Origin of the sequence: Microseira sp. BLCC-F43 (assembly GCF_041929235.1) — a bacterium.
Classification (GTDB): domain Bacteria; phylum Cyanobacteriota; class Cyanobacteriia; order Cyanobacteriales; family Aerosakkonemataceae; genus Microseira.
In genome coordinates, this window is record NZ_JBHFNP010000005.1 from 1 (window position 1) to 18443 (window position 18443).

16 protein-coding genes are annotated in these 18443 nt (G+C 47.5%); 11 read left to right on the plus strand and 5 right to left on the minus strand.

Going from position 1 to position 18443, the window contains the following annotated elements:
• Positions 1-70 precede the first annotated feature (70 nt).
• The 3 genes from ACE1CM_RS00965 to ACE1CM_RS00975 form a co-directional block, all read right to left on the minus strand.
• Positions 71-1759, minus strand: coding sequence for a sodium:solute symporter family protein (locus tag ACE1CM_RS00965; protein WP_374875535.1), 1689 nt, complete (start codon positions 1757-1759; stop codon positions 71-73).
• A gap of 266 nt (positions 1760-2025) precedes the next feature.
• Positions 2026-2286, minus strand: a complete 261-nt coding sequence (locus ACE1CM_RS00970; protein ID WP_374875536.1) for a DUF4212 domain-containing protein — start codon at positions 2284-2286, stop codon at positions 2026-2028.
• A 277-nt stretch (positions 2287-2563) separates the two neighbouring features.
• On the minus strand, positions 2564-2869 hold the full coding sequence (locus ACE1CM_RS00975) for a DUF4090 family protein (RefSeq protein ID WP_374875576.1): 306 nt from the start codon (positions 2867-2869) through the stop codon (positions 2564-2566).
• A 181-nt stretch (positions 2870-3050) separates the two neighbouring features.
• On the opposite strand from ACE1CM_RS00975, the gene ACE1CM_RS00980 reads away from it, so the two are divergent.
• Both ACE1CM_RS00980 and uvsE read left to right on the plus strand, forming a co-directional pair.
• Positions 3051-3272, plus strand: coding sequence for a DUF2945 domain-containing protein (locus tag ACE1CM_RS00980; protein WP_374875537.1), 222 nt, complete (start codon positions 3051-3053; stop codon positions 3270-3272).
• Positions 3273-3602: 330 nt separating this feature from the next.
• Positions 3603-4526: a UV DNA damage repair endonuclease UvsE gene (gene uvsE, locus ACE1CM_RS00985; protein WP_374875538.1), complete on the plus strand. Its 924-nt coding sequence runs from the start codon at positions 3603-3605 to the stop codon at positions 4524-4526.
• Between the two features lie 85 nt (positions 4527-4611).
• Here uvsE and ACE1CM_RS00990 read toward each other — a convergent pair whose 3' ends face one another.
• Positions 4612-4881 carry a YciI family protein gene (locus ACE1CM_RS00990; protein WP_374875539.1) on the minus strand — a complete coding sequence of 90 codons (270 nt, stop codon included), beginning with the start codon at positions 4879-4881 and terminating at the stop codon, positions 4612-4614.
• Positions 4882-4990: 109 nt separating this feature from the next.
• Complete coding sequence (pheT, locus tag ACE1CM_RS00995; protein WP_374875540.1) at positions 4991-7468, minus strand: phenylalanine--tRNA ligase subunit beta; 2478 nt, start codon at positions 7466-7468, stop codon at positions 4991-4993.
• Positions 7469-7548: 80 nt separating this feature from the next.
• On the opposite strand from pheT, the gene ACE1CM_RS01000 reads away from it, so the two are divergent.
• From ACE1CM_RS01000 to ACE1CM_RS01040, 9 genes are all read left to right on the plus strand, one after another.
• Positions 7549-7725 (plus strand): hypothetical protein, encoded by a 177-nt coding sequence (locus ACE1CM_RS01000; protein ID WP_374875541.1) that lies wholly within the window; start codon positions 7549-7551, stop codon positions 7723-7725.
• Between the two features lie 334 nt (positions 7726-8059).
• Positions 8060-9679 (plus strand): pentapeptide repeat-containing protein, encoded by a 1620-nt coding sequence (locus ACE1CM_RS01005; RefSeq protein ID WP_374875542.1) that lies wholly within the window; start codon positions 8060-8062, stop codon positions 9677-9679.
• A gap of 466 nt (positions 9680-10145) precedes the next feature.
• Positions 10146-11336, plus strand: coding sequence for a glycosyltransferase (locus ACE1CM_RS01010; RefSeq protein ID WP_374875543.1), 1191 nt, complete (start codon positions 10146-10148; stop codon positions 11334-11336).
• 91 nt (positions 11337-11427) lie between these two features.
• Complete coding sequence (locus ACE1CM_RS01015; RefSeq protein WP_374875544.1) at positions 11428-11808, plus strand: hypothetical protein; 381 nt, start codon at positions 11428-11430, stop codon at positions 11806-11808.
• 123 nt (positions 11809-11931) lie between these two features.
• Positions 11932-14142 (plus strand): pentapeptide repeat-containing protein, encoded by a 2211-nt coding sequence (locus ACE1CM_RS01020; RefSeq protein WP_374875545.1) that lies wholly within the window; start codon positions 11932-11934, stop codon positions 14140-14142.
• 619 nt (positions 14143-14761) lie between these two features.
• The gene (locus tag ACE1CM_RS01025) at positions 14762-15928 is read left to right on the plus strand and encodes a glycosyltransferase family 2 protein (protein ID WP_374875546.1); all 1167 of its coding nucleotides are present in this window, start codon (positions 14762-14764) and stop codon (positions 15926-15928) included.
• A complete protein-coding gene (locus tag ACE1CM_RS01030; RefSeq protein WP_374875547.1) occupies positions 15925-16527 on the plus strand; it encodes a class I SAM-dependent methyltransferase in 603 nt (200 codons plus the stop codon). The genes ACE1CM_RS01025 and ACE1CM_RS01030 overlap by 4 nt, the downstream gene beginning before the upstream one ends.
• A gap of 209 nt (positions 16528-16736) precedes the next feature.
• Entirely contained in the window at positions 16737-17417 is a 681-nt protein-coding gene (locus ACE1CM_RS01035; RefSeq protein ID WP_374875548.1) for a class I SAM-dependent methyltransferase, read from the plus strand.
• A gap of 61 nt (positions 17418-17478) precedes the next feature.
• Positions 17479-18435 (plus strand): lysylphosphatidylglycerol synthase transmembrane domain-containing protein, encoded by a 957-nt coding sequence (locus ACE1CM_RS01040; RefSeq protein ID WP_374875549.1) that lies wholly within the window; start codon positions 17479-17481, stop codon positions 18433-18435.
• Positions 18436-18443 lie beyond the last annotated feature (8 nt).

Genomic DNA, 18443 nt, shown 5'->3' on the forward strand with positions numbered 1-18443 from the left:
TTTTTTTTTTTTTTTTTTTGTGGTCCCCCCAACTTTTTGGGTCCCGCTACACAAACAAAGGTGTACCTCATTAATCTAACTGTTCTTCACCAATGTCAGACAATGCAGGCGGTTCGTGTTCTGGTGTCCGCAAATCTTCTACCAATGCTTGCACTTCTGGGGGAGGTGGCGGCGTGAAGCGAGAAACAACCAAGGTAACGATAAAGTTCAGCACCATACCAACAGTACCAAACCCTTCGGCGGAAATCCCAAACAAAGGTTGCATTCCGCCAAACTTAACCGAAAAGATGTAGATGCTGGTGATAACTAAACCCAGAATCATGCCAGCGATCGCACCTTCTTTATTAGTACGCTTATCAAACACCCCCAGCACAATTGCGGGGAAAAAGCTAGCCGCTGCTAAACCGAAGGCGAGAGAAACCACCTCGGCGACAAATCCGGGGGGATTGATGCCAAAATAACCGGCAATTGCAATCGCAATCCCCACCATTACTCGCCCCACAAATAGTCGTTTCGACTCGGAAGCATGAGGATCGATCATGCGATAATAAACATCGTGGGCTATAGAACTGGAAATCACCAACAACAGCCCCGATGCAGTTGATAAAGCAGCTGCCAATCCTCCTGCTGCAACTAACGCAATCACCCAAGGAGCGAGTTTTGCCACTTCAGGGGTGGAAAGCACCACAATGTCTCGGTCAATCTTAATTTCGCTCGTTTCTTTACTAGGCGTTAGTTGAAAGCGTCCATCTCCATTTTTGTCGTCAAATGCCAACAAACCAGTTTTTTCCCACTTCGTCGCCCAGTCGAGTTGTTTTACCTCCTCAATCGTTTTGTTGTGCAAACTATCAATTAAGTTGTAGCGAGCAAAAGAAGCGAGGGCGGGAGCGGTAGTATAAAGAATGGCAATAAATAACAAAGCCCAACCAGCCGACCATCGCGCCGCTTTAACATCTGGAACTGTATAGAATCGGACGATAATGTGAGGTAAACCTGCCGTACCCACCATCAGTGCAATCGTGATAAACAGCACGTCAATCATCGGTTTATTAGCAAAGGGTTGAGTGTAAGCTGGAAAACCCAGGTCAAGGTGGATGCGATTGAGCTTTTCCACAATGTCGCTGAAGGTGAAACTGAGTTGGGGAATTGGGTTACCCGTTAGGTGGGTAGAGATAGCGATCGCTGGAATTAAATACGCCACAATTAACACAATATATTGTGCCACCTGCGTCCAAGTGATGCCTTTCATCCCGCCCAAAATCGCGAAAAAGGCAACAATTACCATGCCAATAATTACCCCAGTTTCGATGTCTACCTGGAGAAACCGGCTAAAGACAATCCCAACTCCTCGCATCTGTCCGGCGACATAAGTCATCGAAACGAAAATCGCTGCAATTACTGCCACCGAGCGTGCTACGTTTGAGTAGTAGCGATCGCCGACAAAATCCGGCACAGTATACTTACCAAACTTGCGGAGATAGGGGGCAAGCAAAAGTGCCAGCAACACATAACCCCCCGTCCAACCTAACAGAAAAATCGACCCGTCATAGCCCAAAAATGAAATAATCCCCGCCATTGAAATAAACGAAGCCGCAGACATCCAATCCGCCGCCGTAGCAGCGCCATTTGCCAGGGAGGGAACCCCTTGATCGGCGACAAAGAAACCTTTAGTATCTTGTACGCGCGATCGCCATCCGATATAGATGTAAACAATGAATGAAAGAATGACTAATACAGTCGTCCAAACTTCTGCTGACATTATTGAACCTCAAAACACGAACTTGGTATTCAACTTTTGTTTCCCGCATGGGGCTAATTGCTAATTGCTAATTGCTAATTGCTAGCTAATTGCTAATTGCTAGCTAATTGCTAGCTAATTGCTAGCTAATGGAAATAACAAATGCCATCCACCATTTTTTTCGGAAATTTATTTCAGATAAACCCGGTTGATTTGCGTCATTCCTGGCTATATTACTGATCTTACCAATTAGCAATTAGCTATTAGCTATTAGCCAGCAACTTGCGTTAATTATCCTTATTTTTCAGATATTTACGGTCAATTTTGTCCATTTGGTAGGCATAGACAAAAATCAGCGCAACGAACAAGTAAATTGCGCCTTCCTGTGCGATCCAAAAACCGAGGGGAATGCTACCCAGTTTCAGGTTATTCAGAGGTTGTACCAGCAAGATGCTGCATCCAAGCGAAACAAAAACCCAGATCAGCAGTAGGTTGCGAATCAACGCTATATTGGCTCGCCAATAAGCTTGTTTGTTGTTTTGATTCATGGTTTTTTTTATTTTGGGGATATTGAGGCAGAAAACTTGCAGCTTTATAGGCAAAAATTAGTTTACCTTGGACCGGCGATCGGAGGCTTATTATTTTAACTTTTTTAATATCGCGTTTTATGCACTCGTTATCCCACGCGGGGGGCGGGTTTAGTTAAGTTATGTGTTGCTGGTAAAAGTTGTTGGTAAAACCCGCCCCTACTTATATAAAAAATACCTGACGGCAGAAATCTCCCTGCCGTCTAGTTTTAAAATGAAATTTGTTTATTTGTTGCTGTTACTTGCCGCCATAAAAGAAGGCAATTTCTTTGTCTTTCAGGGGCGCAAAGCCAGCATCTATTAGCTTTTGGTTGAGTTCATCTTGGGGAATGTGCTTGGCACCGATGCGAACGATGCGCGATCGCATGGTATTACTCACCCCACTCCGCTGGCGACCTGCTTCTAGCGCCATCACCTGATTATACAGATCGAGTTTTTCTGCTGGAATCGGAGAACCGTCGAAGTCGATGCCGTTTGCGATCGCAACATCAATCGCATCTGCACCTGTAGTCGTTTGAAGATCTGGAGTAGTTTCAGAAGGCATGGCAGAACAAGAAACAATTACGAGGGATATTTTACTAGGGATTGGAATGGGTAATTGGTAATTGGTAATTGGTATGCTCAATGCCCCCTGGCTCAAATCTATATTTCGACTGATGTTTCCCCCGGTTTGTCTTAACATAATGTAACAAGTGGAAGGGTCGTTAAACAACAGGAGGTAAACCGTGACAGAACAATTCAAAAAAGGCGACAAAGTAGAGTGGAACACCGCACAAGGCACTACAACTGGCACGGTGAAGAAAAAGCTAACATCCCCCACAGATATCAAAGGATACCATGTCGCCGCCAGCGAAGATAACCCAGAATACCTCGTAGTTAGCGACAAAACGGGGAAAGAAGCCGCCCATAAACCAGAATCGCTCAAAAAAGTCGAAAACGAGGAATAAGCCTGCTTAATTGTTCTCTACACCGACCTATCCCCCCCAGCCCCCCTTCCCTGCAAGGGAAGGGGGGTGCAAAAAAACACCCCTCTCCTTGCCGGAGAGGCAGGTACAAGCGGGTAACTACAACTACCAGCTACTTGGTGCAAAAAAAACACTCCTCTCCTTGCCGGAGAGGCAGGTACAAGCGGGTAACTACAACTACCAGCTACTTGGTGCAAAAAAAACACCCCTCTCCTTGCCGGAGAGGGGCTGGGGGAGAGGTTAACCGAATAGTATTCCCTCTTCCCTAGCCCCTAACCCCTAACCCCTAGCCCCTAGTTCCCACGCCCAGCAATGAACACAATCGCGATCGCTTCCTCCCCAGTTATTACAGTGCCAAAATTAGGGTTAGTTTGCATTACGGCATCAGAACAAGTCCGTTATAAAGCACTAACCCGCAAGCGACTGTTGAGCTTGCAACCACAAGAACAACAGCGGGTACTGCGAGAATTGTATGCAGAAAACCTCAAACGGTTCAACAATGCGATCGCATTTTGCCACACCCACAACATTCGCTTATATCGCATCACCTCTGCCTTATTCCCCTTTGCCGACGATCCTTTAGGCGAGGATATTTTAAGTGAATTTACGGAACAGTTGCAACAGACGGGCGATCGCGCCAAAAATCTAAGTATCCGTATCGTGGTTCACCCAGATCAATTTGTGGTACTAAGTTCGGATAAACCCGATGTAATCGAGAACAGTACCAAGATTTTAGGGCTACATGCCCGTATATTTGACATGTTGGGGTTAGAGCGATCGCCCTGGGCAGTTATGGAAATACACGGAGGCAAGTCAGATCGGGCAGAACGACTGATCGGCGTTATCCGCAATTTACCGGAGAACATCCGCTCGCGTCTAGCCCTAGAAAACGACGAATACGCCTACAGCGCCGCAGAAATTCTGGAAATTTGTCGCGCCGCAGGCGTACCAATGGTATTTGACGCCCACCATCACGTTATTCACGAACATTTAGACAGTTACGAACATCCCAGTGTTGCCGAAATGTTAGCAGCAGCAAGCACAACTTGGCCAGATCCACAATGGCAATTAGTACACATCTCTAACGGCAGCGAATCTTTCAACGATCCGCACCACAGCGACTTGATAACAGTGATGCCAAGTGCTTACCGCAATGCCCCCTGGATCGAAGTAGAAGCCAAACTTAAAGAACAAGCAATTGACAAATTGCGGACAGAATGGTTGATGGAGCGGTAATGGGTAATTGCTAATTGCTAATTGCTAATTGCTAATTGCTAATTGCTAATTGGTTAAATTATTACCCATTACCCATTACCAATTGCTAAATCGCTTGAATCCACTCGCGGATTTCGTATTCTGTCCAAATGCCGTTTTTCCAATAAGGGTCATTTTCAACCAGTTGGCGCACGGTGTCTTCGCTATCAGCGTCGTAGATGCCAAAGACTTTAGTTAAATCTTTGGTAGGTCCAATTGTAATTAAAACACCGGATTCTTTTTGGGCGGCAAGTCCATCTAAATGAGCTTGTCGGTAGGGCGCCCTTTTTTCCAGGACATCCTCGCAATAACTTCCCCACATCACGTATTTAGGCATAGGTAATAGGTAATGGGTAATGGCTAATGGCTAATGGCTAATGGCTAATAGGTAATGGCTAATGGGTAAAATTTTTAGCAATTAGCAATTAGCAATTAGCAATTAGCAATTAGCTTCTAAGATTGACATTGAACTTATCAACCAACGCTTCCCGTACTTTTTGATGAACGGGTTCGATATCGGCGTCGGTGAGAGTGCGATCGCTGGCGCGATATACAATCCGAAATGCCAAACTCCGCTGTCCAGTTGGCACGTTTTCGCCGCGATATTCATCGAACACTTCTACCGACTCTAGTAAAGTGCCAGCAGCTTTAGATATCGCCCGTTCAAATTCCGCCACCGATATTTGCGTCGGTGCAAAGAAGGCAATATCCCGGTCCGATGCTGGGAAAGTGGAATAAGGGCGGAATGCAGGCGTCAGATTTTCCTCTCCATCCAGCGAGTCCAGCAATACATCCAGATCGAGTTCAAACGCATAAACCGCATCTGGTAAACCTCGTTCTTGACGTAACTGGGGATGGAGTTGTCCAAACGTTCCCAATCGGTTACCCTGCACCCAAAGCGACGCGGTACGTCCCGGATGCAAGCGCGGATCGCGGCGATCCGGTTGATATTCCACTGCTAAATTTAGTCGGCGGAAGGCGCCCTCCAGGACGCCCTTCGCTTCAAACCAAGACATGGGTTGTTCTCTTCCGCCCCGCGGAAAGCGACCGACTGTGCGATCGCCTCCCAAAATCCCTGCGATCGCGTCGGCTTCCATTAAACCATCTTCATCGCAAAAGAAAATCCGACCAATTTCAAACCCGTTCAACGCCCCATTGCCTTGTTCCAGATTATACTGAAACGCATCCATCAATCCGGAGATCAAATCGGTTCGCAACGCCGAGTATTCGGCAAACAAAGGATTTGCCAGGGCAATTTGTTTATCCCCACCCGGTTTAACCAGGGAGTATTGCACTAATTCCGTTAGTCCGGCGGCGCGGAAAACTTCTCGCAATTTCCGCGTTAGTTCTTGGTCAATGGAAAGATAGCCTGCTTCTGTTTCTTGCGGCAAATCATCGCAGAAATTATCGTAACCGTAAAGACGGGCGATTTCTTCAATTAAATCGATTTCCCGCTCCAAGTCGCGATAGCGATAGGGCGGAACCGTTACCTGCCAAACTTTTTCATCTTTGCTGTTATCAATTTTACATCCCAAAGCCGTAATAATGCGGTTGATATCTGGGGGTTGCAGTTCGCCGACATCATCGCCTAGGACAATTGGCCCTAAAATCTGGTTAACCCGGTCGAGGCGCAAAGCGATCGAGCGACTCCAGGCAGATTGGTTAGGACGGGCGTCGGCAATTTTTTGCTCGACCAGCACCCCGCCTGCCAACTCGACGAGCATCCCCAGGGCGCGACGACAAGCGACTTCCAATTCTGCGAAGTTGACGCCGCGTTCGTAGCGGGAAGATGCCTCAGTCCGCAATCCGACGCTGCGTGCAGAACGACGAATAGCTACGGGTTCAAATAATGCGGCTTCTAGAACCAAGTTTTGGGTATCGGCGTGGACTTCAGTTTCCTCACCGCCCATGACGCCTGCAAGGGCTACAGGCTGGTTGTTGGCTGTAATTAGCAGAGTTTGTGGTTGCAGGGTGCGAGATTGACCGTCAAGGGTTTTGAGGGTTTCTCCAGAGGCAGCAAAGCGGACGCCAATAGTCAGGGGTTTAGATGATTTATCTTCAGTACCTGCTATACCTAATAAGCGATCGCGGTCAAAAGCGTGCAGCGGCTGTCCCCACTCCAACAGCACATAGTTAGTCACATCGACAACATTGTTAATCGGTCGCACCCCAGCAGCAGTCAGGCGCTGTTGCAACCAAGCGGGAGAAGGAGCAATTTTAACTTGTTCGATAACCGTCCCAATATAAGCAGGACAAGCTTGAGACTCCTCAATTTTCAGCATCAAACCAGAAGCAGCTTTCTCAAGAGCTCCCCTGCTCTTGAGCCCCTCTACCATAATTTCCGGGACTTCTGGTAGCTTGAGGGTGGCACCAGTCAAAGCTGCTACCTCCCGCGCGATTCCCACCATGCTCAAGGCATCGGCGCGGTTGGCAGTCGCAGTAATGTCTAAAATTACATCATCCAGACCCAGCAGCGGGCGCACGTCGCTGCCCAGTTTTAAATCCGACTCAAAAATATGAATGCCAGAGGATTCTTTTTCCAGTCCCAACTCGGCGAGGGAGCAGATCATCCCCTCAGAGGGTACGCCCCGCAGCTTCGCAGGGCGAATCGTCAGATTGACATTGGGTAGGTGAGTCCCTACCGTAGCGATTGGCACGTAAATATCGGCGCGGGCATTGGCAGCGCCGCAGACGATATTTAAAGGCGTTTTTTGCCCGATATCTACGTGACAAACCCGCAGTTTATCTGCATTGGGGTGGGGCTGACAGTCCAACACCTTGCCGACAACCACCCCTTGCGCCCAAGTGCGACGATCTTCAATATCTTCCACTTCAAACCCAGCCATAGTCAGCGTTGCAGCCAACTCTTGGGGCGTTGCGGTGAAATCGACCAGTTCCTTTAGCCAGTTGAGAGAGATACGCATTAACTTGCTTGGATTTTCCAATACAAACCTGATTATATTAGTTGCGCGAGCGGGGAGATAGGTGAGCTGCTTGTGCGGGCGTGCAAGGGAGCAAGGGAGCAGGGAAGCAGGGGAGCAGGGGAGATGGGGAAGGTGATGGAGGTGATGAAGATGATGAAGAAATTACTTCTACTTCAAGAGTCTTCTTCATCTGCCTCATCTCCCCATCTCCCTCATTTCCCCATCTCCCCATCACCATAGCCCCTCTGCTCCTCTAGCATTTAACTGACCTGAACTGTTAGATTGGCGGTAGGACTTTTAAATTACACCCAAGGCGTGGTATGACAAGTTAATTGCTCTGCCATGAGCTTGCTGTTAATTATTCCATCCTTTTGGGCATTCTATATGCGATCAGGAAACCTATTCAGTAATTTCACTGTGGGTAATTACTCGGTGATTTAGAAAACAGTTAAATCCCTATTAGTGCTACTTCATCAACTCTTTAAAGAATTGATTGTACGAATAGCACTGTATTTATTGATGCTTGCCCAGATAATGGAAACAGGGCACTTCATTGACTGCTGAACCGATACTTGAAGCGAGTGATGCTGAATGAGCTATTGCTTAAATCCAGCCTGTTCCCATCCCGAAAACCCAAACCATGTCGATCGGTGTCTGGCATGTGGCTCCAACCTGCTGCTGCGCGATCGCTACCGGGTGAGAAAACCCTTGGGACAAGGTGGCTTCGGAGCCACATTTTTAGCCATAGACGAGAGTCTACCGGGTGAACCGTCTCGCGTCATCAAGCAACTGCGCCCCTCGGCGACGACGCCACAGGTATTTAAAATGGCGCGGGAGTTGTTCAAGCGCGAAGCCGAGACCCTGGGAAGGATTGGCAGTCATCCGCAAATCCCGCAACTGCTGGATTACTTTGAAGATGAAGCCCATCAACAATTTTATCTAGTCCAGGAGTACGTATTAGGCGAGACGCTACAGCGGGAAGTTAAACTCAACGGACCGTTTAGCGAGGAGGGGATCAAACAATTCCTCAGCGAGATGCTGCCGGTGCTGGAATACATCCACAGCCAGCAGGTGATTCACCGGGACATCAAACCAGCTAACTTGATTCGTCGCCATCAAGACCGCAAGCTGGTTCTAATTGACTTTGGGGCAGTGAAAAACCAAGTCAACAACGCAGCTTCGCTATCAGATCAAACCGCTCTAACCGCTTACGCCATCGGCACTCCGGGATTTGCGCCCCCAGAACAGATGGCAATGCGTCCGGTATACGCCAGCGATATCTACGCCTTGGGAGTGACTTGCGTTTACCTGCTTTGCGCCAAATCTCCCAAAGACCTAGAATACAATCCGGCAACGGGAGAAATGCTCTGGCAAAAATACATCCACGTCAGCAAGCATATGGAGGACGTATTGAGCAAAATGCTGGAAGTATCGGTTCGCCATCGCTACCAGTCGGCAAATGATGTCCTCAGAGCCCTAGATTTGGAGCCTTATCTAGATAGCCTGGCTCAGGGGATGGCAACTCAACCTTCTACTATTTACCAGCCCTATGCCAATAAATCCAACATGCTGTCTGGGGGATTGGGTCGCATCTCCGGGGGTTCCCAATCCACACCTTCTGTGGTCAAGGCGGCAATGGCGATTCGGGCAAGGCGCACCCGCTTAGAAGGAACCGATTTTCAATCTGGAATTAGCGGACATCGAGCTAACCGCCCCAAAGCCGCGACTGGAAGCGCAATTGCCAGCGGCGGTTCCCCCGGAAAACAAACCAGAATACCGCGCAAATTAGATGCCCAAGAAGTGCAAACAGGCTATTCCAAAGGTAGAAGAGACTTTGCCGAACAAAATCTCAGTCTATTAAACCTGCAAAAGGCCACTTTATCAGGAGCAATTTTCCACCAAGCTAAATTAAACAGAACAAATCTGACTGGATCAAATTTATACGAGGCCGATTTTGGGCGGGCAAGTTTAAATTATGCGATTCTGCGAGAAGCCAACTTGGCTAGGGCTTACTTGAGCTATGCCGATTTGGAAGGGGCAGACTTGAGAGGAGCAGACCTCAGTTATGCTTATCTCAGCAATGCGAATCTCCGGGGTGCAAACCTGTGTGGAGCGAATCTCACCGGCGCCAGACTCACAGAAGAGCAGTTGGCTTTAGCGAAAACAAATTGGATGACGGTACGACCCAGCGGTAAAAGAGGCTTGTGGTAATGCCCGCTTACTCATCGCGATCTGCCTCCTTTCCCAGCAAGCGCCAACGCATCCTGATTCTCTGTTGAGTTCTGGGGATAATTTAAAAAAACACAACCCTGGCGCGATCAGCGACAGGGAGGCATATCGCGCTATTGGGGGTTTTCCCTGAAAATCAGCAGGAGTACCCGTAGCGAACCTGAAAATCACCCACCGGGAAAACTTTGAGAATAGCTATAAGTTATCTGTATAGCTTACCCTAGAAGTACCTACCGCCTTTGATTTTTAAGATCGAATTGGACTTGTTATCAGTTCGTAGTGTCCCGCGTTAGTTAGTATTAAATTAAGACTTTCCAGAAAAAATTAACCACAACCAAAAAGTCCCTCAACTAAAGTAAAGTTAGTTTGAGGGAACTTGTGGGAAAAATGGAGATCAAAGGAGTTGGAATGGGTGCCATCAGATCGGTAACACACCTGTTGAGCTTGCATGAACCAAATCGCTGAATCGGTACTTAAATACCAGAAACAATGGCCTCAAACGGTTGATGCCCGCATCAACCACGTATTCGTATTCCTGGAAATTTTTGCTGGCGAGGGCGGCATTCAGTCTTACGTCAAAGACATTTTTCGCGCCTACCTCGCTTTGTCAGATTTGCCGAATGCCAAAACATTCTTGCTGCGAGACGCACCAGGATGCGACAATCCGTTTGACAATCAAGGCAACGAGCCTGGTGACCCCGCCCTCAAATTTCACTACTTCAAGACCCGCTCCCCCATGTTAGGGCGAGCGCGACTCTCTGCGGAACTACTCCGCTGTTTGTGGTGGCGGCGACCAAGCCGCGTTTTTTGCGGTCACATTAACCTGGCACCGTTAGTACAAGCAATCTGCCAAACCCTTGGGATTCCCTACACCGTCTTGACCTACGGCAAAGAGGTGTGGCAGCCCCTCCCATTACCCTACCAAAAAGCTTTACAGCAGGCATCCGAGATTTGGACGATCAGTCGCTACAGTCGCGACAAAGCCTGCATTGCCAATCACCTCGACCGCCACAAGGTAAAGATTTTACCCTGTGCCATCGATGGTGCTGCTTTTACCCCAAGTAAGAAAAACCCAGGGTTAATTGAAAAGTACAACCTCGCCGGTGCTAAGGTCTTAATGACCGTTGCGCGCCTGTGGTCGGGGGATATTTATAAGGGTGTAGATGTAACGATTCGCGCCTTGCCACAAATCGCGGCAGCGTACCCAGAAGTTAAGTATTTAGTCATCGGTCGCGGCGACGACCAACCCCGCCTAGCCCAACTGGCAAAAGATTTGGGCGTAGCTGACCGAGTTGTATTTGCCGGATTCGTCCCGACAAAAGATTTGGTCGAACACTATCGCCTCGCTGATGCCTATGTCATGCCTTCTCAAGAAGGATTTGGCATTGTCTACTTAGAAGCGATGGCTTGCGGTATCCCTGTGCTATCCGGCGATAGTGACGGCAGTGCCGATCCCTTGCAGGACGGGCGTTTGGGGTGGCGAGTCCCCCACCGCGATCCGGTCGCTGTGGCGGCGGCGTGTATGGAAATCCTGACTGGGAAAGACCGGCGTTGTGACGGTCAATGGTTGCGACAGCAGACGCTAGCCCAGTTTGGTAGAGATGCGTTCGTTCAGCGATTACAAGAACTGCTGGATTGATGCATCGCGGGCTAAGGGCATCGAGAATGGGTTCAATGCCCGATGTCCTTAGCCCTTAGCCTCTCGCTATGCTAGAGGCAGAACCAACGAGATGCGGAACATGCGCCTCAACACCTCTCAATTCGATCTTTCAGGCTTTGGCTGCTGGCTCGCAGTCCTGGTATTTTTGTGGATGCTCTTATCTGTTGGACTGGGGTGGGTGGTTAAGTCGTTGCTGATTTTGCTTGTATTAGTGCTTGCAGTCCCAGCGATCGCGTTTTTTGGGCTGCGCTGGTGGTTGCAACGTAACTTGATTGAAGACCAGTGTCCGGTTTGCAGCTATCAATTCACCGGATTGAATCAAGCTCAGCTTAGCTGTCCCAACTGCGGCGAACCCCTCCAAGTCGAAGGTGGTCGTTTTAAACGCCTGACGCCTCCAGGGACGATTGATGTGCAAGCGGTTGAGGTTTTACCTAAACAATTAGAAGAGTAGCAAGCACGGGTGCGATTCGCGCTTGCGTGCCGTCATCGGTATCGCTTGTATTTTCCCCCTCTGGAAATATTCCGGATGTGATAGATTCACCCCTAAATGCCACTGTCTGAAAAGTGTTCTTGAATGGTTATCCCTATCCAGAGGAACGGCACCGATCCATCTCTTACGACCAAGCAGGCGCGAACGCACTCTTTATCGCTCTCGCTTCGCCGGTGCGGCGCCTCGGTGGTGGAAGTCTCCCTGATTGTAACCAGCTCAGTAGTTCCCTTCAGCATCGGTTTATACGCCCAAAGCTACGACAGTCGCTCACCGCTCAATCCGGTGCTGGCGACGACCTATAAAACGATCGCTCAAACTCTGGCTCTCCCCGCTCGGCAAAACCAACAGGTAACCCCTGCTACCAATGTCTTATGGACGGCGGCTCTCTTTGCACCCCTGGCATTGGGAACCTGGCAACTATATCGGCTGGGAAAAACAGGCCAAACGCTTCCCAAACGTTGGTTTGGCGTTAAGGTCGTCACAATCTTGGGGACGCCTCCCGGTTTGGCGCGGGTTTTGGTACGGGAAGCAATTGGTCGCTGGGGAATACCTGTCGGCACGGCTTTTTTGATTTGGCGCTACGTCGGTGGCTATCCCAACTTAAGCGTCATGGCTGTACTGAGCGGGTTCATGCTGCTAGGTGCGGGAGCGATCGCCCTATTATGTTCCCAAAGGCGCACGCTCCACGACAGATTGGCAAAAACGCGGGCGATCGATGCCGATAAAACGCTTCCCATCGCTACCATCGGGTTTCCGCCAGCACCCCCCCGCTGGCTCAATCAAACCGATGGCAACGGTATTCATCAAACACAACCCCATCCCGCACCAAACTCACCCCTAGAAACTCATCATTTAGACCGCCATCCGCACTTTTACCAGCAAGTTGATTCAGTAAACGTAAAAAATAGAACTCAGTGGCAGGCGGAAAACCACTCATTACAAGCTTGGCTGACGGTGTCTTTGGCTACTTTGGTTGGTTTGTGGGGCAGCTATGTGGGGCTACAGATTTATACTCAAAATCAGGCGAATCGGCGGGCGTTAGAGCAGCAGAAAAATCAGGTGTTTATCGCCCTGGTGAAGCAACTGAGCGCCACCACAACGGCTGCACCCGCCGAGCGACAAGCGGCGATCTTGGCATTGGGAGCGGCGGAAGATGACGCAAGAGTAGTGCGATTATTGGCGGATTTGTTGAACCAAGAACAAAATCCAGCGGCGATCGCGGCAATTGAGCAAGTGTTTGTCAGAATTGGCACAGTAGGTTTATCAGAGTTGCAGCGATTGAATCAATCTTTAAGCCAACAGCTGGAGAAAGAGCGCTACGATGTTGACCCGCAAGAATATAAGTTAGTGCAACAGCGACTCGCGGTGACAAAAGTGGCGATCGCCAATATTCTCACCCTAGACAGCAACAATCTCAATGCGATCGACCTCAGTCGCACCAATCTCAGCCAAAGCACAGACACCCAGGCTTTGTTCGCTCTGGTGTTAGACAATATCGACTTATCCGGGGTAAATTTCCAGGCAGCTAACCTCACAGGTGCTAGTTTGGAAGGCAGTCGCTTTTGGGGCGCAGGTAAGGATGGGCATTTGGGCACCTTTGATGACTCGTTTGCCGATTTAAGTGGTGCCGATCTCAAGGAAGCAAACTTGTCCGGCGCGGTCTTAAACAACGTCTCAATGGAAAATACTAACCTGATCCACGCAATTCTGAATCGGGCGAATTTATCCCAAGCAAGTCTGACTGGTGCTAAGCTTAGCAGCGCCAAGCTGATCGGGGCGAATCTACAACAAGCAACCCTAGAAAATGCCAGCTTAACGGGTGCCGATTTAACCGAAGCCAACTTAACCAAAACGAATTTACAAGGGGCGCTTTTGGGGCGGGTGAGCGCAGTAGGGACTCAACTTGAGTCTGCCGACTTGAGGGTATCCGACTGGCGAGGTGCCGATCTATCTGGAGCTAATTTGAGTCGCGCCAAACTGGAAAATGCCAATCTCAGCGATACCCGACTTGCGGGTACTAATTTTAACCAGGCTCAATTGCAAGGCGCTTCCTTCCGCAACGCCGATTTGAGCATGGCAGATTTGCAGGGAGCCAACGTAGCAAAGGCAGATTTTCAGGGCGCTATTTTTGCAGTCACCCGCGCCCTCCCACCAAATCAATTTATTCAAACTCAGCCTGATATTTCCATTTCTGCTCGCGTTAAAGGCGTCGATTTTACCGCTGCTAGAAATTTAGATCAACGGCAATTGGCGTATATCTGCGCCCAAGGCGGACGCCATCGGAGCTGTCCATAACTAGGGGTTGTTGCGGGCGATCTTCTTGCACTCACAATTATCTACACCATTTTACGTTAAAATTGATTGTGTTTGACTTGACAAAATTTTAAAACTTTACAGAAACTTTAATCTAGCTTAAGATATCTTTTATCTGTTCAAATCTGTAGAGTTCGCTTGACATCAGTAATTCAGCGGCTGTTTTATCGGTATTTATCCCAACTTAATATATCTAAATATATTGTTTTAGTAAAAATACTGAAAAACGGGTTGCCAACTCGGAAAACTCGTGCAAAGATAGCTAGCAAATACACATCAGGATTTGTCTACTTACCTAAAAGGCTAACAACGCCTTGGAAGTATACCGTTGTAGAGTTTAGCTCAATTTGACGGCACAAAGAATTTAGTGGTGTTAAGACCCGGAGCGACAGGGTTTCGGGTAAATATAACTGGGTTAATTGGAGCTAATGCTCTAATCCTGTTTTTTCTGACCTTTTGGCAAATCTTTGCCTGAGAGCTTAAGACAGCCAAGTTGCTCAATCGGTTTTCATATAGTCGAGTGTATCTGCTTACCCAAAAAGCCGGAACTTGGAGCTGCTAAAAATCAAAAGATCTCCTGCATCCAGAGGAGGAGAAATACATGTTAAATTCCCCATCTGCAAGCGTACCTGCAAGCGAAACGGCATTCCTTGAAGTTTCCATCGTCATGCCTTGCTTAAACGAAGCGGAAACTCTGGGAATTTGTATCGAGAAAGCCCAATTGTATTTAACCCAACACAATATTTCTGGTGAAATTGTTGTAGCCGATAACGGCAGTACGGATGGTTCCATAGAGATTGCCAAACAAATGAATGCTCGCGTTATTCGGGTAAAAGCGAAAGGATATGGCAGCGCCCTCATGAGTGGAATTGCCGCGGCACGCGGTAAGTACGTAATTATGGGCGACTCTGACGATAGCTACGATTTCACTAACCTCACCCCATTTATTGAAAAGCTGAGAGAAGGTTATGACCTGGTAATGGGAAATCGGTTCAAAGGCGGCATCAAACCGGGGGCGATGCCACCTTTGCACAAATATTTAGGAAATCCAGTCCTGACAGCAATAGGGCGATTGTTGTTTTCCAGTCCCTGCGGGGATTTTCACTGCGGACTGCGTGCATTCAATCGAGATGCGATCGCCAAACTCAATTTACGCACGACGGGGATGGAATTCGCCAGCGAAATGGTGGTGAAAGCAACCCTAAACAAGCTGCGAATTACAGAAGTACCGACAACTTTATCCCCCGATGGTCGCAGTCGTCCACCCCACCTGCGTAGCTGGCGCGATGGTTGGCGACACCTGCGATTTTTGCTGCTTTACAGTCCACGCTGGCTGTTCCTATATCCTGGAATGCTGCTGATATTGCTTGGTTTAATAAGTACTTTTTGGTTTTTACCTACTCCAAGAGTACACACGCTACTTTACTCATCGGCAGCGATTATTATCGGCTTCCAGACAGTAACTTTTGCCATATTTACCAAAGCCTTTGCCATCAGCGAGGGACTGCTGCCTGAAGATTCCCGATTAAAGCGGGTATTTCGCTATATAAACCTAGAGGTAGGCTTGATTGTCGGCAACGCACTTTGGTTAATTGGAATGGCTGGGTCTATCTATGCTTTTAGTACTTGGAAAGCTAATTTATTTGGCGCATTAGACCCAGCTAATACAATGCGAATAGTAATTCCATCAGTGACATGTCTTGCGCTTGGTTTTCAAGTGATTTTTTCCAGCTTCTTTTTGAGCGTATTAGGATTAAAACGGCGATGACTATTATTGAGCAAATTCACGGAAAATATGTTTTTAATCGACGGGTTAGCGTACTCAGCCAGCATTTAGCAGATCTGATTCCAGCAAATGCTAAAGTGTTGGATGTTGGCTGTGGTGACGGCTCAGTAGCGCATTTGATCGGGGAGAAACATCCCAGTGTTAAAATCCAAGGGATCGATGTCTTAGTACGCAATCAAACCCATATTTCTGTCACAGAGTTTGATGGAAAGGTAATTCCATATGGTGATAGCAGTTTTGATGTAGTGATGTTTGTTGATGTGCTGCACCATACAGAAGACCCAACGATCTTACTTCGCGAAGCGGTGCGTGTTGCCCGAAAAGCTATTGTCCTCAAAGATCACACCTGCAATGGATTGCTAGCTGCCCCAACGTTGCGGTTTATGGATCAAGTCGGCAATCAGCGCCACGGCGTGGTACTACCTTATAACTATTGGTCTAAACAGAAGTGGTTAAATGTCTTCGACAAACTCGGTTTAAAAATCGGGGTATGGAATAAAAATTTGGGACTTTATCCTGCTCCAGCGAGTTGGATTTTTGAGCGATCGCTTCATTTTGTTGCCCGACTTGACTTAACTTAGCTCGAAGATCGCAAGTCACCTGATCGGGGAGCATGTCAATGAGAGTAGGTTGGGTACTTAGCACGAAACCCAACTAAGGCAAGGTTTGTTGGGTTGAACGTAAGTAAAACCCAACCTACACAGAAGAGCTAATTGCTTGCGTTGACATGCTCCCCCTGATCCCATAAGTTTACTCTGATTGATATGGCAATTGCAAAAATTACAGAAATATGATCCAAACTACAAATTCAAAAAGTGGATATTACGAAAATCAGCCCGGTTTTGGTGGGCTAGTTAGTAACATTTCTTGGTACGCTCGAAAAAAAATGTTTAATTCATTGATTAAGACAGTAGATCTTAGCTCTGAAAAAAAAGTTCTGGACGTAGGAGTGACTTGCGATCGGCGTCAAGAATCCAATTTTTTTGAAAAATTATATCCATACCCAGAAAATATTACAGCAGTTGGCTTAGAAGATGCCTCCTTTCTAGAACAGGAACATCCGGGGTTAACTTTTGTTAAAACAGACGGTTCAAGTCTCCCATTTGCCGATAAAAGCTTTGATTTAGTCGTCAGTTTCGCTGTGATTGAACACGTCGGTAATCGCGATCAGCAGCGTGCTTTTATTAGCGAACTATGCCGCGTTGGTCGAACCTGTTTTATCACCACCCCTAACCGCTGGTATCCAATAGAATTTCATACGGCGTTGCCCCTAGTTCACTGGCTTCCCCCTTCCTGGTTTCGGACAATTCTAAAATGGCTTGGTAATATTTTTTATTCAAAAGAAGAAAGTTTAAACCTTTTATCTGAGAGCAACATGTTAAGTTTATTCCCGGCTGATAGTCAAGTGTATAAAAAACATTTCAGACTGTTTGGGCTAATTTCCAATCTAGTTTTTTATTTGGAAAATTAACTTGCAGCATCTGTTGAGTGGTTCTTTTGAGATTGATTTTTGAAAAAGACACATAAAATTTATGACTACTGGTCACTGGCGAACTTTTATTCGTGGATTAATCGGGATTGCGATTGGAGCAATATTTTTATGGTTAGCCCTGCGCCAAACCAGTTTAGAACAAGTAAACACAATCCTCTCCCAATCTAATGTTGGATGGCTATTTATTGCCCTTGGATTTTACACTGCCGACCTTTTGTTCAGGATATCGCGTTGGCGCAGGTTGCTGAGCGAGGTAAAAACTCTCTCTTTCCAGTCTGTAGGGATAGCATTGCTAGTGGGTTATGCCGCGAATAATATCATGCCTGCTCGCTTAGGTGAATTATTTCGTGCAGATTTTGCTGGCAGGCGCTATCAACTTTCTCGTTCTGCTATTGTTGGCTCTATTTTTGTAGAACGAGTATTAGATGGATTAATTGTAGTTTTATGTTTGGTTCTCGGACGACTATTTGTATCTGAACAAGCTCTCCTGAATAGTTTAACAGTAATTAGTGCGCTGCTTTTCCTGAGCATTTTTATTGGACTTTGGCTATTAAGTAGAGATTCCAGACAGGATTGGTTAGCTCGTTTACCTCCTGCTATACTCAGCCGAATACAGAGTTTTCGTCAAGGCTTGAGCGTTATGCGTGGAAATGGTTTCGGCAGAGTTGTCAATCTTTCGCTCATTATTTGGCTGTTGGAGGGGATAACTTTTTGGTCGGTATTAAAGGCAGTTAATGTATCTCTGGGTTGGCAGGAAATGTTATCTGTGGTGGGGGTGGCAAGTTTGAGTAGCTTAGTTCCTTCAGCTCCCGGTTTTGTTGGAACTTATCAGTATGCCTTTGCTTTCACAGTTAGTTTATTTGGTTACGAACCAGCAAGAGGTATTGCAGCAGCTACCGCCACCCAAATCTTTTTATTAGGGAGCGTTACGTTAGTAGGTTTGGGAATTTATACCTACATAAATTTGGTCAAACCAAAGAAAAACTATAAAATCTAGTGGGTTAC

Bases quoted from the DNA above. Each gene is read 5' to 3' on its own strand.
- ACE1CM_RS01020 (WP_374875545.1), top strand. From the start codon at position 11,932: ATGGTTATCCCTATCCAGAGGAACGGCACCGATCCATCTCTTACGACC.
- ACE1CM_RS01040 (WP_374875549.1), top strand. From the start codon at position 17,479: ATGACTACTGGTCACTGGCGAACTTTTATTCGTGGATTAATCGGGATT.
- ACE1CM_RS00990 (WP_374875539.1), bottom strand. From the start codon at position 4,881: ATGCCTAAATACGTGATGTGGGGAAGTTATTGCGAGGATGTCCTGGAA.
- ACE1CM_RS00965 (WP_374875535.1), bottom strand. From the start codon at position 1,759: ATGTCAGCAGAAGTTTGGACGACTGTATTAGTCATTCTTTCATTCATT.
- ACE1CM_RS01030 (WP_374875547.1), top strand. From the start codon at position 15,925: ATGACTATTATTGAGCAAATTCACGGAAAATATGTTTTTAATCGACGG.
- ACE1CM_RS00970 (WP_374875536.1), bottom strand. From the start codon at position 2,286: ATGAATCAAAACAACAAACAAGCTTATTGGCGAGCCAATATAGCGTTG.
- ACE1CM_RS00975 (WP_374875576.1), bottom strand. From the start codon at position 2,869: ATGCCTTCTGAAACTACTCCAGATCTTCAAACGACTACAGGTGCAGAT.
- ACE1CM_RS01005 (WP_374875542.1), top strand. From the start codon at position 8,060: ATGAGCTATTGCTTAAATCCAGCCTGTTCCCATCCCGAAAACCCAAAC.
- ACE1CM_RS01025 (WP_374875546.1), top strand. From the start codon at position 14,762: ATGTTAAATTCCCCATCTGCAAGCGTACCTGCAAGCGAAACGGCATTC.
- uvsE (WP_374875538.1), top strand. From the start codon at position 3,603: ATGAACACAATCGCGATCGCTTCCTCCCCAGTTATTACAGTGCCAAAA.
- ACE1CM_RS01015 (WP_374875544.1), top strand. From the start codon at position 11,428: ATGCGGAACATGCGCCTCAACACCTCTCAATTCGATCTTTCAGGCTTT.
- ACE1CM_RS01010 (WP_374875543.1), top strand. From the start codon at position 10,146: ATGAACCAAATCGCTGAATCGGTACTTAAATACCAGAAACAATGGCCT.
- ACE1CM_RS01035 (WP_374875548.1), top strand. From the start codon at position 16,737: ATGATCCAAACTACAAATTCAAAAAGTGGATATTACGAAAATCAGCCC.
- pheT (WP_374875540.1), bottom strand. From the start codon at position 7,468: ATGCGTATCTCTCTCAACTGGCTAAAGGAACTGGTCGATTTCACCGCA.